Below are 13,759 nucleotides of genomic sequence, written 5' to 3'. Positions count from 1 at the left end.
ATATTGAGCAGAGAAGAAACGTATCGAGTCGCAGAATAGAAATAACAGGGCTGCTCGCAAGCGGAAGCAAACGGGCAGCAGACAACAGAGTTTTAGCAGGAGACAACCGACAGCGATTGCATGGCAAACGAATTGATGGCAAACAGGTCAGACCGGCGCAGGCAATTCAGTTAATTGCGATGGCTCCCTGCCGCAGCAACACACGGCAAAGCCGCTAGGGCGATTTGAAACTTGCGCGCGAATTCCATCATGGCTCGGACGGCTCGCCGCCCAACAGGAAGCCGGATATACGGAAGCAGTTGCACCCAAAACCATCAACACGCGTTGCTTGCAAAACGGGAGGTGTCCATATACGCAATCGTTATTGCGCCGGACATTTTCCCTTCATTCACACGGCGCAATGCCTTTTGGTTATTGCGCCCCACGCGAGTGGTGAACTTTGTAATTTCTGTTCTATGCGCTCGAACCACAGCCCACGTTGATGAAAGGAGCTTTGCCATGACTACCGGAACCGTCCGTTTGCATCGCGTGCTGCGCGCGCCGCCGGAGCGCATCTACCAGGCTTTCCTGAACGCGGAGGCGCTGGCGAAGTGGTTGCCGCCGTATGGGTTCACGTGCAGTGTGCAGCATCTGGATGCGCGGGTGGGCGGCTCGTTCAGGATGTCGTTCACCAATTTCGGCAGCGGCAACGGGCATTCCTTCGGCGGCGAGTATCTTGAGCTGGAGCCGAACCGCACGATCAGTTACTCGGACAAATTCGACGACCCGAATCTGCCGGGAGCGATGAAGACGACGGTGACGCTGACACCGGTGCTGTGCGGCACGGAGGTGAGCATCGTGCAGGAGGGCATTCCGGCGATGATCCCGACCGAGATGTGTTACCTCGGCTGGCAGGAGTCGCTGTTGCAACTGGCCACGCTGGTCGAGCCGAACATCCCGGATTGAACTCCCTAAGCTGCTTGCACGACATGAATCCTTCCATTTCGCCTGTTCCCCTCGACAAAGCCTACCGCTTGCTCAACCACGGGCCGACGGTGCTGGTCTCGGCGCGCCATGCCGGGGTGGATAACGTGATGGCGGCGGCGTGGTGTTGTGCACTGGATTTGGCGCCGACCAAGCTGACGGTGGTGTTGGACAAGTCCTCGCGCACGCGGACGCTGGTGGAGGAGAGCGGGGCGTTCGTGATTCAGATTCCGACCGTGGCGTTGCTGGATGTGACCAAGGCGGTGGGCAGTGTGAGTCTGGCCGACGATGCCGACAAGCTGGCGCATTGCGGGGTGGCTTTGTTCGTTCTGCCGGCGCAGGCGTTGCCGTTCGTGGCGGGCTGCTCCGCCTGGCTGGCCTGCCGCCGCGTGCCGGAGCCGCACAACGAGCAGGCTTACGATTTGTTCATCGGCGAGGTGACGGCGGCCTGGGCGGACGACCGGGTGTTCCGCGACGGCCACTGGCATTTTGAGGCGGCGGACCCATCACTGCGCAGCCTGCATTACGTCGCGGGCGGCCATTTCTACGCCATCGGCGAGTCGCTGACCGCGCGGGATTGAGCTGCCCGGATGTCGGCCAGTATCGAAAAGAACGTCATTTCCTTTCTCGCCCACGATGTGCAGGTCGAGGTACATCGCCACCATTGCTTCCAGATCCTGCTGAGTGTCTCGGCTTCGTTCAGCAGTCGCATCGGCGGGGTGGTGCACGAAGGGCGACGCGCGCTGGTGATAGGCCAGAACGTGGCGCATGCCTGCAATGGGCTGGGCGGCAGCAATCTGATCTTTTTCATCGATGCGGACAGCCGCACCGGCTGGCAGCTGAAGCAGATGCTTGATGGGCAGGCGGTCCTCGATCTGTCCGACATGTGGCTGGAGGCTCAGCCAGACCCATCGTCGCTGGCCGAGGTGCACGGGTGGAGCCATGCGCAGCGGCGGGACTTTGCCGAGCGCTCGCTGGCGTTGCTGACGGCGGATGCGCGGGCGGACGGCACGCGAGACGAGCGCATCGAGCTTGCCATCGCATGGGTGGAGGCGCACCTGCACGAGCGGATCGCTTTGCCGGACGTGGCGGCGCAGATCCATCTTTCACCCGAGCGCACGCGGCATCTCTTCGTGCAGGAGGCGGGCGTGGCGTTCTCGCAGTTCCTGATGTGGAAGCGCATCAAGGCGGCCATCGTGCAGGCGGTAGGTGCAGGGGCCAGTCTCACCGAGGCGGCAGCCTGCGCGGGATTTGCCGATCAGGCACATTTCTGCCGCCTGTTCAGGCGCACCTTCGGTATCCCGGCGGGCGGATTGCTCCAGAATAGCCGCTCCATTCAATTCATCCATCCGCAGGTCGGCTAATCTCGCCCCCGTTCGCGGCGTAATGCTGCATAGCGGAGGCGAGAGGCGATGGAAAAGGAAACGGCGCGGCTGGAAGCGTTCAGCGATGGCATCTTTGGCGTGGCGATCACATTGTTGGCGCTGGACATCAAGATTCCGGAATCGGTCGAGGCAGCGGATGACGTACTGTGGCGTAGCATCGTCCAGCTGTGGCCGGCTTATCTGACCTTCTTCAACTCGTTCGCGGTGGTGTTGCTGATCTGGATGGGACATCACATGATCTTCCGCGAGGTGCGCAAGGCTGACACGCGGCTCATTTTTCTCAACGGGCTGATGCTGTTGCTCATCGCGCTGTTCCCGTATCCCACCCGGACCATCGGGCAGTTCGCCGGCACCGGGGCGGAGGCGGTGGCGACGGCGTTCTACGCGGCTTACACCGGGCTGGTCTCGCTCTCGTTCCTGCTGCTCACGCTGCGTTTGCGCGCCACACCGGCCTTGCTGGTGAGCGGGGCAGGGGCGCGTGCCGCGCTGGGGCAGCTCGCCAGATTCGAGGCGATAGGCGTGGCGCTTTACGCCATGCTTGCCTTGGCGGCGCTGTGGTGGCCCGGTCTCGCGCTGGCCGGGACGTGCGCGATGTGGCTGTATTGGGGACTGGTGGTCGCGCTGGGTGGGCGGCAGGGCGCGATCACGTCAGGAGAGGCCGCATGACGACCACCATACGCAGTGTGCTGGTCATCGGCGCGAACGGTCCTACCGGCATCGAGTGCTGCCGACAGGCAGCCTGCGCCGGGCTGCAAGTGCGCGCCTTGGTGCGCAACCCCGCACGCTTGCCGCCGGAAACACTGCCCGGCATCGAGGTGGTGCAGGGTGATGTGCTCGATGTCGCATCGCTGCGGAGCGCCACTCGGGGCATGGATGCCGTGTTGAGTGCGCTGGGTACGCCATTGCAGCGCACTCCGGTGACGCTGCTCTCGCAGGGCACCCGCAACCTGGTGCAGGCGATGGCCGAGAGCGGTACCGAACGCTTGCTGTGCATCACCGGCATGGGGGCCGGCTCCAGCCGGGGGCATGGTGGCTTCCTGTATGACCGCATCATCCTGCCCTGGCTGCTGCGCGAGATCTATCGGGACAAGGACAGGCAGGAGCACGTGGTGCACACCAGCGGACTGGATTGGACGTTGATCCGTCCGGCCTGGCTGACCGATGGGCGTTTGACCGGGCGATACCGCTGTCTGACGGAGCTGGCCCCCGGCGACAGGCTGGGCCGGATAGCCCGAGCCGATGTGGCCCATTTCATCGTTGGCGAGCTGGCCCGGCGCGAGCATTCCGGCGGCACGGTGCATCTGTCCTATTGATATCGGCCCCCGCATCGTCCGGCCATCCGCGCCCGTCCTGAGCTTGGCACGCTATTCGCTTCTGACCACAGGGAAAGGAGCGTCACATCATGAAACTTGCGTTGGAGGAATATGCCGTATCGGCAGCCTATGATGAACTGCTGGATACCTCACGGCAGGTCAGGGACTCGGCCCGACCGTTGTTCGACTACCTGTCCACGCTGGACGAGGGGGAGCTGAAGGCCCGCCGTCAGGCCGTCGATGCGGCCATCATGGCGATGGGGATCACGTTCACCATCTATAGCGAAGCAGGGAATATCGATCGCACCTGGCCGTTCGACCCTATGCCGCGCATCATGACCAAGCAGGAGTGGGATAGGGTGGATGCCGGGCTGAAACAGCGCCTGAAGGCATTGAACCTGTTCATCGACGATCTCTACAATGGTCAGCGCATCGTCGAAGACGGTGTGTTCCCGCTGGAGGTGCTGGAAGGGTCGGTCAATTTTCGGCCACAGTGTCGCGGCATCTCGCCCCGTTTCGGGGTGTGGGCGCATATCTGTGGCACCGATCTGGTGCGTGATCGTGACGGAACGCTGTACGTGCTGGAAGACAATCTGCGCGTGCCGTCCGGAGTCTCCTACATGCTGGAGAACCGGCAGATCATGAAACACATCTTCCCCGAGGTGTTCCGTACCACCAACATCCTGCCGGTGGACGATTACCCGACGCGGTTGTACCAGACTTTGGCGGCGCTCTCGCCGCGCAGCGAGGGGCATCCGCTGGTGGTCGTGCTGACACCGGGGATCTACAACTCGGCCTACTTTGAACACAGCTATCTGGCCCAACAGATGGGAGCCGCGCTGGTCGAGGGATGCGACCTCACGGTCGGTGCCGACGATGTGGTGTACATGAAAACGCTGTCCGGACTGGAGCGGGTGGATGTCATCTACCGGCGTATCGACGATGACTTCCTCGATCCGGAAGCGTTCAACCCGTCTTCCATGCTCGGCGTGCCGGGCTTGATGCGCGCTTGGCAGGCAGGCAACGTGGCCATCGCCAACGCCCCCGGTGCCGGGGTGGCGGATGACAAGGTCGTGTACACCTTCGTTCCGGAGATCATTCGCTACTACCTGGGCGAAGAGCCCATCCTGCAGAACGTGCCCAGCTATCTGTGCATGTTCGAAGACCAGCGCGAATATGTGTTGGCGCATCTGGATCAGTTGGTGGTGAAACCAGCCAACGAATCCGGCGGCTATGGCATGTTGATCGGCCCGCGTGCCACGCCCGAGGAGCGGGAGGAGTTCGCTGCCCTGATCCGTGCCAACCCGCGTAACTACATGGCACAACCGACGCTGGACATCTCCACCTCACCGACCTGGGTGGATGATGAACTCGCCCCGCGCCATCTCGACCTGCGCCCCTTCGTGCTGCAATCGGACACGCTGTACGCCACCACCGGCGGGCTCACCCGTGTGGCGTTGCGCAAGGGGTCGCTGGTGGTGAACTCTTCGCAGGGCGGAGGGAGCAAGGATACTTGGATCGTCGATGAGGAGGCATGCTGATGCTGGCCAGGAATGCAGAACGACTTTATTGGATGTCCCGCTATCTGGAGCGGGCGGAAGACACGGCGCGCCTCATCAACAGTAGCACGCTGGTGTTGTTGGATCTCCCCGCCGGGGCCAGCTTCGGTTGGCGCACGCTGTTGGAGGTGGCCGGCGTGGACGACCTGTTCCAGCAACATTACGGCGAGGCCGACGAGGATGCCATCATGCGCTTTCTGATCGAGGATGAGCATAATCCCAGCTCGGTCTATGCCTGCGTCTCCCAGGCCAGAGAGAACTGCCGCACCTTGCGCGAGATGCTGCCTGCCGAGGTCTGGGAGCATATCAACAGCCTGTACCTGTACATCAAGGCACATGCCGGCAGGGCGTGCCGCAACCGGCGCGAGCGCTATCTGGTGCTGAACGATGTCATCGAGCGCCGTCATGCCATCGTCGGGGTGGTCTCCGGTGTGATGGGGCACGATCTTCCCTACCAGATGATGAAGTTGGGCCGTAATCTGGAACGCGCCGACATGACTACCCGCATCCTCGATCTCAATGCGGCGGTGCACTATCCTGTCGAGCATGTCCTGCGCGCGTCCTTGCAGGGGCGGATATGGATCAGCATCCTCGAATCGTTGTCGGCATATCCGAGCTACCGCCGCCTGGTGTCGATGGACATCGCCACCGACAGCGTGGTCGCTTTTCTGCTCAATGACTCACGCTTTCCGCGCAGCGTGGTGCATTGTCTGGTCGAGATGGAGGGGTGTCTGCGCGAACTGCCCCGGTCGCAACAGCTGCGCCAGCAACTCGTCCAATTGCGTCAGGAGGTAGGCCGGCATCCCATTCAGGGGCTGGATACCCTCGCCCTGCATGAATATCTGGACCTGTTGCAAGCCCAGTTGGGGATGATCCATGCTACCCTCACCGGGAGCCATTTTCATGTCGTACAGGCAGAGCCGGTGCCGGAGCAAGGTGCAGCATCCTTGACCGGACAATGAGCGGCATGCCATTCACGACTCCGACCTTTCGATAAACGATCATCCGCCATGACTTACTGCATAGCCATCAACACCGACCAAGGCCTGGTGTTCTGCTCCGACTCTCGTACCAATGCCGGTTTTGACAACATCTCGGTCTACTCCAAGATGCACACCTTCGTTTGGCCGGGTGACCGTTTCTTCGTGCTGCTGTCATCCGGCAACCTGGCGACCACCCAGTCCGTGGTGAAACGGCTGTGGGGGGACATCGAGGCGGAGCGATTCCCCAGTCTGCGCACGGTACCCAATATGCATCAGGCTTCGGATTACATCGCCACGGTCAGCGCCGCCGTGCAGCGGCAGCACATGGAGCGGGACCACGCCGCCACCAACTTCGAGGCGACTTTCATCTTTGGCGGCCAGATCGGTGCCGACAAGCCGGAGACCTTGCTGATCTATGCCCAGGGCAACTACATCCATGAATCGGACGAACACCCCTTTCTGCAGATCGGCGAGACCAAGTACGGCAAACCCATCCTCGATCGGGTCATCAAACGACATACTCTGCTGTCCGATGCTGCGCGCTGCGCGCTGGTGTCGATGAACTCCACCGTGCGCAGCAACCTGACCGTCGGCCCACCGGTCGAGCTGCTGACCTACCGCCGTGACAGTCTGGACTTCGGTCAACGTACCGTCCTGACCGAGAACGATCCGTTCGCCAAACAGTTGGCGGAAGCCTGGAACCATGGCTTGCTGCTGGCGCTGGAGAATCTGCCGCGCTTCCCGTGGGAGTGAACGTCGCCGTCTGCTGCGATTTCATGCGGCCCAGGCTGCTTGGAGGGGCGAGGAACGGTGTTAGAATCCGGCCATGCGCCTGCCGACCCGACTCCTACTCCTGCTCACCTTATCCGGACTGTCCGTCTTTGTCGCACTGAGTTTCCCGGCGCGGGCGTTCGATCTTTTCTCCGTTGGGCGACCACACGCAGCGGTCGCCCATACCTTGCCACCCGAGGCTTACGAGACACTACGGCTCATCCGTCAGGGCGGGCCGTTCCCGTATCCGCGTGACGGGGTGGTGTTCGGCAACCGTGAGCGCCGCCTGCCTGCCCAGGCGCGCGGTTATTACCACGAATACACGGTGAAGACTCCCGGAGAGCACGGGCGCGGTGCACGGCGCATCGTGTGCGGCGAGCGGCAGGATTGCTACTACAGCGGTGACCATTACCAGACTTTCCAACCTATCGAGGGACAGCCATGAGCGAGATCGCCGCTTTCGAGGCCGACATTGCGGTGTTGCAGGGCAAACCGGCGTTCATCGCCGCCATCAACGATGCGGTCGGAGCTCCCGCAGCCTGTGGCCAGAACTGGGATGCGCTGGCCGATGTGTTGCAGGATCTGTCCTGGCGGCCTGCGGCGGGCTACGTGTTGACCCTGGTCGGGGGGAGCGGCCTGGTCTGTCTGGACGGCGATGACCGTGACATCGCCCGCGAGATATTCACCGAGACGGCCCGTTACTGGGCGGGGCAGGGCAAGTCGTTCGAGGTGTGCTTCCGTCCGCCCATAAAATACAAGCAGCCGATCTCCGCGCTGGTTGTGATCTACACGCGGCAGTTGGAGGTGTTGTTGTTGGAGCGGGCCGACTACCCCGGTGCCTGGCAGTCGGTCACCGGCAGCCGCGATGGTAAAGAGTCGTTGCGCCAGACCGCACTCCGCGAGGTGCTCGAAGAGACCGGTATCAATGCGACGAACCATGTGCTGACCGACTGGCGGCGGGAGAACGTCTATGAGATCTATGCCCAGTGGGCGCACCGCTACCCGCCCGGCACCACCCACAACACCGAGCATGTGTTCGGCTTGCAAGTGTATGGACGTGTGCCGGTGATGCTCGCGCCTCGCGAGCATGTCGCTTATCAGTGGCTGCCTTGGGAAGAAGCGGCAGCCAAAGTGTTTTCGCCGAGCAACCGAGCGGCGATCCTGGAATTACCGGAACGAGTCAGGCATGTCTGAACAAAAGATACCCATCGCTTACGATCATCCGGACCCAGCGCGGTCCAGTTGCAGCACGGCCCAAGCTTGGGCGAAGAAGCCGCGAGAACCCGAGGCGGGTGACAAGGCTGAACTGACCGAGCGCATCAAACGCTTGTTGAAAGAGCAGGATGCCGTGCTGGTGGCGCATTACTACGTGCATCCCGATCTGCAAGACCTGGCTGAGGCGACCGGCGGCATCGTGTCGGACTCGCTGGACATGGCCAACTTCGGCCACCAGCATCCGGCCAAGACCATCGTGGTAGCGGGCGTGCGCTTCATGGGCGAGACCGCGAAGATTCTTAATCCCGAGAAGCGCGTGCTGATGCCCGACCTGGAAGCGGAATGCTCGCTCGATCTGGGCTGCCCGGCGGACGAGTTCGCCGCCTTTTGCGACGCGCATCCCGACCGTGAGGTGGTGGTGTACGCCAACACCAGCGCGGCGGTGAAGGCACGCGCCGACTGGATGGTGACCAGCTCCATCGCGCTGCCGCTGGTGCGCCACCTGCACGCGCAGGGCAAGAAGATCCTGTGGGCTCCCGACCGCCACTTGGGCGGCTACGTGCAGGAGCAGACCGGCGCGGACATGCTGCTGTGGCAGGGCTCGTGCATCGTGCACGACGAGTACAAGGCCAAGGAGTTGCAGGAGCTGAAGGCGCAGCACCCCGGCGCGCTGGTGCTGGTGCATCCCGAATCGCCGCGCGCGGTGGTGCAACTGGCCGACGTGGTCGGCTCCACCAGCCAGCTCATCAGTGCTGCGCAGAAGGCGGCCAACACGGAGTTCATCGTCGCCACCGACAACGGCATCCTGCACAAGATGCGTACCTTGTGCCCCGAAAAGACCTTCCTCGAAGCCCCCACCGCCGGGCATGGCGCGAATTGCACCAGCTGTAGCCATTGCCCGTGGATGGCGATGAACGGCTTGAGCAACTTGCTCGCGGTGCTGGAGCGTGGCCATAACGAGGTCCGCGTCGATCCCGTCACGGGGGAGCGGGCCCGGCTGCCCATAGCACGCATGCTGGATTTCGCCCGGCAGATCAAGTTGCCGACTAGAGGCATAGGCAACGCTTGAGCGGATCGCATCAACCAGTCAGAGGATCACGGATGGCGAGCAAGAAGACATTGCAACATTGTCGTGCCGGTATGGACAGGGAGGCTTTGCGCGTGGCGCTGGTCGACCATATGGTCTACACCAGCAGCAAGAACCGTCCCGATGCGACCCACCGCGACTGGTTCCAATCTACCGCCCATGCCGTGCGCGACCGGCTGGTCGAGCGCTGGATGGAGACCATGCAGCGCTACTACGCGCAGGATGCCAAGCGCATCTACTACCTGTCGCTGGAGTTCCTGATGGGGCGCACCCTGAGCAATGCCATGCTCAACCTGGGTATCGATGAGCCTGGCAAGGCGGCACTTTACGAACTGGGGCAGGATTTCGAGACCATCGCAGGCATGGAGCCGGATGCGGCCTTGGGCAATGGCGGTCTGGGTCGCTTGGCGGCCTGTTTCCTGGATTCCATGGCGACACTGGATCTGCCGTGCTACGGCTATGGCATACGCTACGAATACGGCATGTTCCGGCAGGGTATCGAGCATGGTGAGCAGGTAGAACATCCGGACAATTGGCTGCGCTACGGCAACCCCTGGGAGTTTCCCCGGCCCGAGTTGCTGTATCCGGTGAAGTTCCATGGCCGGGTGGTGGAGTACCAGCACGAGGATGGCGTGGTGCGCCATCATTGGGTGGGCACCGACGATGTGATGGCGATGGCCTATGACACGCCCATCCCCGGATACGGCGGGGAGACCGTCAACAACCTGCGGCTATGGGCGGCGAAATCCTCGCGCGATTTCGACTTGCGCTATTTCAATCAGGGCAACTACATCCAGGCGGTGGCGGACAAGAACGCATCCGAGAGCCTGTCCATGGTGTTGTATCCGGATGACTCCACCCCGGAAGGGCGGGAGTTGCGCCTGAAGCAGCAATATTTCTTTGTCAGCGCGTCGTTGCAGGATATGTTGCAGCGTTATCGCAAGGGGCATGCCGACTGGTCGGGTTTGCCGGACAAGGTCGCGGTGCAGCTCAACGACACCCATCCCGCCATTGCCGTGGCCGAGCTGATGCGCCTGCTGGTGGACATCCATCGCCTGCCCTGGGGCGAGGCCTGGGGGCTGTGCACGCGCATCTTCTCCTACACCAACCATACCCTGATGCCCGAGGCGTTGGAGAGCTGGCCGGTGGCGCTGTTCGAGCGGCTGTTGCCCCGACATTTGCAGATCATCTATGAGATCAACCAGCGTTTCCTGCAACAGGTGATGCACAGTTTCCCCGGTGATGTGGACCTGCTGCGCCGCTTGTCGTTGATCGATGAGAACAACGGACGGCGTATCCGCATGTCGCACCTGGCTTTCGTCGGTAGTCATACGGTGAACGGTGTGGCCGCCTTGCACACCGAGCTGATGCGACGCACCATCTTTGCCGACTTCGAGCGCATCACGCCGGGCAAGATCGTCAACATGACCAATGGCATCACCCAGCGGCGCTGGCTGAACCAGGCCAATCCGGGCTTGGCGGCACTGATCTCGGATACCTTGGGCCGGGGCTGGCTGACCGACCTCGGGCAGCTGGCGCAATTGCGCAGCCGTGCCAATGACGGCGAATTGCAACAGCGCTTCCGCCGGGTCAAGCAGGAGAACAAGCAGCGGCTGGCCGCGTTGATCCAGCAACGGTTGAATCTGGACATAGACCCGGACTCCTTGTTCGATGTCCAGATTAAACGCATGCACGAATACAAGCGGCAGTTGCTCAACGTGCTGCACGTCGTCACCTTGTACAACCGCATCCGCGCGGGCGCGCAGGACATCACGCCGCGCACCGTCATCATCGCGGGCAAGGCCGCCCCCGGCTATGTCATGGCCAAGCGCATCATCCGCCTGATCAACGATGTGGCCGCCACCGTCAACAACGACCAGCGCATAGCCGGCAGGCTGAAGCTGGTGTTCTTTCCCAATTACGACGTCTCCAATGCCGAGCTGATCGTGCCGGCAGCCGATCTGTCCGAGCAGATATCCATGGCGGGCACCGAGGCATCCGGCACCGGCAACATGAAGCTGGCGCTCAACGGCGCGTTGACCATAGGTACGCTGGATGGCGCGAACATCGAGATCCGCGAGGAGATCGGTGCCGAGAACTTCTTTCTGTTCGGGATGACTGCCGAGGAAGGCATGACATTGCGGCAGCGGGGCTACGATCCCGCCGCGTTTTACCGCGACGATGCGGAATTGCGGCAGGTGCTGGACATGATCGCCGACGGCTATTTCTGTGTCGATGAGCCGACGCGCCATCGGCCCGTGGTGGATGCGTTGCGGTACGGGGATCGCTTCATGTTGCTGGCTGACTACGCTTCCTACGTGGCGAGTCAGGAGGAGGTGGGGCGTATCTACCGCGATCCGCAGGAGTGGACGCGGCGCGCCATCCTGACGGTGGCCGGCATGGGCCGCTTCTCCAGTGACCGTACCATACGCGAATATGCCGAGCGGATCTGGCGGGCCGTGCCCGTGGTGGCCTCGTCTCCGAATGATGTGTGTGGCTGAGGCGTGATGCCATGTCGAACACCCTGCACATCGCCACCTACAACATCCACAAGGGCTTCTCTCATTTCAACCGGCGCATGGTGCTGCACGAGCTGCGCGACTGCCTGCGTTCGCTGGATGCGGACATCGTCTTCCTGCAAGAGGTGCAGGGCGAACACACCTTGCATCTGCGTCGCTACGACAACTATCCGGCCTTGCCCCAGCATGAGTTCCTGGCCGAACATCGCTGGCTGCATTGCGCTTACGGCAAGAATTCGGTGTACGACGCGGGCCATCACGGCAACGCCATCCTGAGTCGCCATCACATCCTCGATTCACATAACCGCGACATCTCGGCGCACCGCTTCGAGAGCCGGGGCCTGTTGCACAGCGCAGTGGCGATGGCGGACGGCAAGACGGTGATCCATTGCTTTTGCGTGCATTTGGGACTGTTTGCAAGGGGGCGGAGGACGCAGTTGCGCGACATGGTGCAGTACATCGCCCGCCGGGTCCCGGCGGAGGCTCCCCTCATCCTCGCCGGCGATTTCAACGACTGGCGCAACGAAGCCAGCCAGGTGTTGCTGCGCGAGCTGGGGTTGAGCGAGGCCTTCGAGTGTCGCTACGGGCGTCCGGCCAAGAGCTTCCCAGTGCGCGTGCCGGTGCTGTCGCTGGATCGCATCTATGTACGCGGGCTGGAGGTGGCCGATGCCCGCATCCATGCCCGGCATCCCTGGGACAGCATCTCCGATCACGCCGCGCTTTCTGCCGTATTGCATCTGCCATGAGCTCCACCCTTGCCGTGGCGGGCCATCAGCTCACCCTGTTGCGCAACGGCGAGGAATATTTCCCGCATTTGCTGGCGGCCATCGCGGCCGCGCAGCACAGCATTCATCTGGAGACCTACATCTTTGCCGCCGACCAGGAAGGGCGCTGGGTGGCGGAGGCTTTGCAGCAGGCAGCGCGACGTGGAGTGCGTGTGCATGTGTTGCTGGATGGCTTCGGCAGTGCCGCGTTGCCGGACGGGTGGGTAGAGCGGATGCGGAGTGCGGGCGTGACCGTACTGTGGTTCCGGCAGGAACTGGGGCGTTTCAACTTCCGTCGCCACCGTCTGCGCCGTTTGCATCGCAAGCTGGTGGTGGTGGATGGGCGGCTGGGTTTCGTCGGCGGCATCAACATCATCAGCGACATCTCACCGGGCATGCACGCGCCGCGTCTGGATTTCGCCGTGGAAGTCAGCGGCCCGGTGGTGCACGACATGCACGCGGCGGCACGCCGTTTGTGGGCGCTGGTGTCGTGGTCGCAACTGCGGCGGCGCGGTGACCGTGACGCGCTGCCCAGGCAGCTCAAGTCGGATACGCGCCAGAAGGTGGCCTTTCTGCTGCGCGATAATCTACGCCACCGCCGCGACATCGAGCGGGCCTACCTCAAGGCCATCGGCCAGGCGCAGTATGAGATCGTGCTGGCCAACGCCTATTTCCTGCCGGGACGCAAGTTCCGCCAGGCACTGGTGAGTGCCGCCGCACGCGGCGTGCGCGTGGTGCTGTTGTTGCAGGGGCGGGTGGATCACCCCTTGCAGCATTACGCCTGTCGGGCGCTGTATGGGCAGTTGCTGCAGGCAGGCATCGAGATCAACGAGTATCACGCCAGCCTGTTGCACGCCAAGGTGGCGGTGGTTGATGGGCAGTGGGCGACGGTCGGCTCCAGCAACATCGATCCGTTCAGCCTGTTGCTGGCGCGAGAAGGCAATCTGGTGGTGCGCGACGCCGAATTCGCCGGGGCCTTGCGCGCCAGTCTGCTGGCTGCCTTGGAAGCTGGTGCCCAGCGCATCCATGTCGATCACTGGCAGGGCCTGCCCCTCTGGTCGCGTCTGCTGACCTGGGTGAGCTACGGTGTGGTGCGCCTGCTGGCCGGATGGAGTGGCTATATCCGCGCGGGTGAGGAGATCTGAGTGCGGAAAAGTAGGATATTTTCTGACATCCATCCATTTATTAACAATCGCTTAT

The 13,759-nt window shown here is 62.5% G+C and carries 15 protein-coding genes; all 15 read left to right on the top strand.

The features are described from left to right. A partial coding sequence (locus DM08_RS13225; protein WP_237560250.1) for a hypothetical protein occupies positions 1-218 on the top strand: 218 nt, incomplete at its 5' end. A 280-nt stretch (positions 219-498) separates the two neighbouring features. Next, on the top strand, positions 499-945 hold the full coding sequence (locus DM08_RS10700; RefSeq protein WP_035384651.1) for an SRPBCC family protein: 447 nt from the start codon (positions 499-501) through the stop codon (positions 943-945). Between the two features lie 23 nt (positions 946-968). Continuing rightward, positions 969-1,544, top strand: a complete 576-nt coding sequence (locus DM08_RS10695; protein ID WP_035384650.1) for a flavin reductase family protein — start codon at positions 969-971, stop codon at positions 1,542-1,544. A gap of 9 nt (positions 1,545-1,553) precedes the next feature. Next, positions 1,554-2,327 carry a helix-turn-helix transcriptional regulator gene (locus DM08_RS12370; RefSeq protein ID WP_051938148.1) on the top strand — a complete coding sequence of 258 codons (774 nt, stop codon included), beginning with the start codon at positions 1,554-1,556 and terminating at the stop codon, positions 2,325-2,327. Positions 2,328-2,375: 48 nt separating this feature from the next. Further along, positions 2,376-3,014 carry a TMEM175 family protein gene (locus DM08_RS12365; RefSeq protein ID WP_051938143.1) on the top strand — a complete coding sequence of 213 codons (639 nt, stop codon included), beginning with the start codon at positions 2,376-2,378 and terminating at the stop codon, positions 3,012-3,014. Next, complete coding sequence (locus DM08_RS10680) at positions 3,011-3,661, top strand: NAD(P)-dependent oxidoreductase (RefSeq protein WP_035384649.1); 651 nt, start codon at positions 3,011-3,013, stop codon at positions 3,659-3,661. The genes DM08_RS12365 and DM08_RS10680 overlap by 4 nt, the downstream gene beginning before the upstream one ends. Before the next feature lie 89 nt (positions 3,662-3,750). Beyond that, positions 3,751-5,202 (top strand): circularly permuted type 2 ATP-grasp protein, encoded by a 1,452-nt coding sequence (locus DM08_RS10675; RefSeq protein WP_035384648.1) that lies wholly within the window; start codon positions 3,751-3,753, stop codon positions 5,200-5,202. Next, on the top strand, positions 5,202-6,182 hold the full coding sequence (locus DM08_RS10670) for an alpha-E domain-containing protein (RefSeq protein ID WP_161780290.1): 981 nt from the start codon (positions 5,202-5,204) through the stop codon (positions 6,180-6,182). The genes DM08_RS10675 and DM08_RS10670 overlap by 1 nt, the downstream gene beginning before the upstream one ends. A gap of 48 nt (positions 6,183-6,230) precedes the next feature. Further along, on the top strand, positions 6,231-6,956 hold the full coding sequence (locus DM08_RS10665) for a proteasome-type protease (protein ID WP_035384647.1): 726 nt from the start codon (positions 6,231-6,233) through the stop codon (positions 6,954-6,956). Positions 6,957-7,029: 73 nt separating this feature from the next. Continuing rightward, on the top strand, positions 7,030-7,419 hold the full coding sequence (locus DM08_RS10660) for a guanyl-specific ribonuclease (protein WP_035384646.1): 390 nt from the start codon (positions 7,030-7,032) through the stop codon (positions 7,417-7,419). Beyond that, complete coding sequence (gene nudB, locus DM08_RS13330) at positions 7,416-8,168, top strand: dihydroneopterin triphosphate diphosphatase (RefSeq protein ID WP_081908871.1); 753 nt, start codon at positions 7,416-7,418, stop codon at positions 8,166-8,168. The genes DM08_RS10660 and nudB overlap by 4 nt, the downstream gene beginning before the upstream one ends. Continuing rightward, entirely contained in the window at positions 8,161-9,258 is a 1,098-nt protein-coding gene (nadA, locus tag DM08_RS10650; RefSeq protein ID WP_035384645.1) for a quinolinate synthase NadA, read from the top strand. Before nudB ends, nadA begins: the two co-directional genes overlap by 8 nt. A 32-nt stretch (positions 9,259-9,290) precedes the next feature. Next, positions 9,291-11,777: a glycogen/starch/alpha-glucan phosphorylase gene (locus DM08_RS10645; RefSeq protein ID WP_051938139.1), complete on the top strand. Its 2,487-nt coding sequence runs from the start codon at positions 9,291-9,293 to the stop codon at positions 11,775-11,777. Positions 11,778-11,788: 11 nt separating this feature from the next. Further along, on the top strand, positions 11,789-12,541 hold the full coding sequence (locus tag DM08_RS10640) for an endonuclease/exonuclease/phosphatase family protein (RefSeq protein WP_035384644.1): 753 nt from the start codon (positions 11,789-11,791) through the stop codon (positions 12,539-12,541). After that, entirely contained in the window at positions 12,538-13,704 is a 1,167-nt protein-coding gene (gene clsB, locus DM08_RS10635) for a cardiolipin synthase ClsB (RefSeq protein WP_035384643.1), read from the top strand. The genes DM08_RS10640 and clsB overlap by 4 nt, the downstream gene beginning before the upstream one ends. The last annotated feature ends 55 nt before the right edge of the window (positions 13,705-13,759 follow it).

It is taken from the genome of Ferriphaselus sp. R-1, assembly GCF_000746095.1.
Taxonomy (GTDB): Bacteria; Pseudomonadota; Gammaproteobacteria; order Burkholderiales; family Gallionellaceae; genus Ferriphaselus.
This window is presented reverse-complemented; position numbering and strand designations above follow the sequence as displayed.